The organism is Brevibacterium sp. FME37 (assembly GCF_014897485.1).
GTDB lineage: Bacteria > Actinomycetota > Actinomycetes > Actinomycetales > Brevibacteriaceae > Brevibacterium.
Genome location: NZ_JABUYE010000055.1, coordinates 1 through 955 on the forward strand (window position 1 = coordinate 1; position 955 = coordinate 955).

1 protein-coding gene is annotated in these 955 nt (G+C 60.4%); it reads left to right on the forward strand.

Annotation, left to right across the window (positions count from 1 at the left end; all coding sequences use genetic code 11):
- Window positions 1-89: 89 nt before the first annotated feature.
- Window positions 90-955 (forward strand): DUF222 domain-containing protein (locus tag INT29_RS19905; protein WP_226842293.1); only part of this gene is annotated, 866 nt, incomplete at its 3' end.

Here is a 955-nt window from a genome sequence, read left to right on the forward strand (position 1 = left end):
AAAATCGAAACTCAAGGGTCAAAACGGGCGAACTGGGTGTATAGTTAGAGGAAGAGCAACGACGATGTTGGCGAATGGACTTCAGTACCATGACTCTCACCCCCGACCGCACACCAGGACACTCGGAAGAGCGTGACCCACGCCCCGGTACCGGTGATGCCATAGCGGGGGACGATGCGGCTTCTGAGGAGGCTGAGGCTTCGTCTTCAGCAGACGGGCCGCCGTCATTGTTCGACCAGCTCAAAGACTCCGACTTCGACCTCACCGGCCACCCCCTGGCGAAGAAGTTCGAATCCCTGCCAGCCGTACCCACAGGTGACCATGAAGACCCGATTGATCAGGGTCAGGAGGGTGAGTCGAGTGGTCAGGGTGCTGCCGATGATCAGGGTGAGGTGGGCACCGATGTTTCGGTAGCCGCTGATGACAACGAGACCGAGGGAGTCAGCGACGTTACCGAGCCGTTGACTGGCGATGGCTTCGCTGCGGCCAGTCCGGCTCCGACTCTCGGTGCTTCAGCTGACAACCCAGTCTCTGATGCCAGCAGTTCGAGTCCTCACCCTTTGCTGTCGAGTGAAGAGTGGACGGATCTTGCACGATTCGCACCCGAAGTCACGACCAGTCTCACCGCGCTGAGCGGACTCAAGGACGGGCTGCGGACCTTCGACCGGCGTATGGGTCCCGATGATGCGATCAAACTCATTGATGGGCTCGAAGCCCTGGGCCGCGTCAACGAAGCCCTATCGACCCTGGCGTTGGCGGTATGTGAACGAGTCGGGACACCCACCGACTATGGTGCCAAAACCACGAAGGCCCTCATCCAAGACCGGTTGAACATCACCAGCCGCGAAGCCAGCCGGCGTACCGATATGGCGAAGAACCTCGGTGGTCGGGTCACCCTGACCGGTCAGCCACAGGCACCGGTCTGTCCTATCGTCGCCGATGCCTTCAACGAAGG